The following is a 414-nucleotide window of genomic DNA, read 5'->3' on the forward strand; positions in this document are numbered from 1 at the left end:
TCGGCGAGCAGGGGTGCGAGCGGGGTGGCGCCGAGCGCCTCGACGCGCGCTTCGTCCATGAAGCTCGCGTAGAGGTCGCCGAACTTGCGCTCCTCGCTGCCGGGCTCGGCAGTCTGCGCCTCGATGATGACGGCCTGCACGGCCTTCTCCGCCTCTTCGGCGAGGACGTAGAACGAGCCGTAGCGCGCCTTGTCGGAGGGGATCTCGGTGCGGGCGATCCACTTGCCGTTGACGTGGCGGAACAGGTCGTCCTGGGGGCGAACCACGTCATCGAGCTCGGAGAGGGCGATGCCCGACGACAGGGCTTCTGCCGAGGCCGGGGTGGGTTCGGTGGATGGGGAGGATTCGGTACTGAGGGAGGGCTCGGTGCTCATCGCCCCAGCCTATTGCGGGCGCCCGGCACGCACGCTGGAC

The 414-nt window shown here is 69.6% G+C and carries 1 pseudogene; it reads right to left on the reverse strand.

The annotated features are described in order from the left end of the window. Positions 1–374 (reverse strand): annotated as a pseudogene (locus tag KH400_RS29810) (hypothetical protein); the annotation flags it as partial. Positions 375–414: the final 40 nt, after the last annotated feature.

Origin of the sequence: Desertibacillus haloalkaliphilus (assembly GCF_019039105.1) — a bacterium.
In the GTDB taxonomy this organism is placed as follows: domain Bacteria; phylum Bacillota; class Bacilli; order Bacillales; family KJ1-10-99; genus Desertibacillus; species Desertibacillus haloalkaliphilus.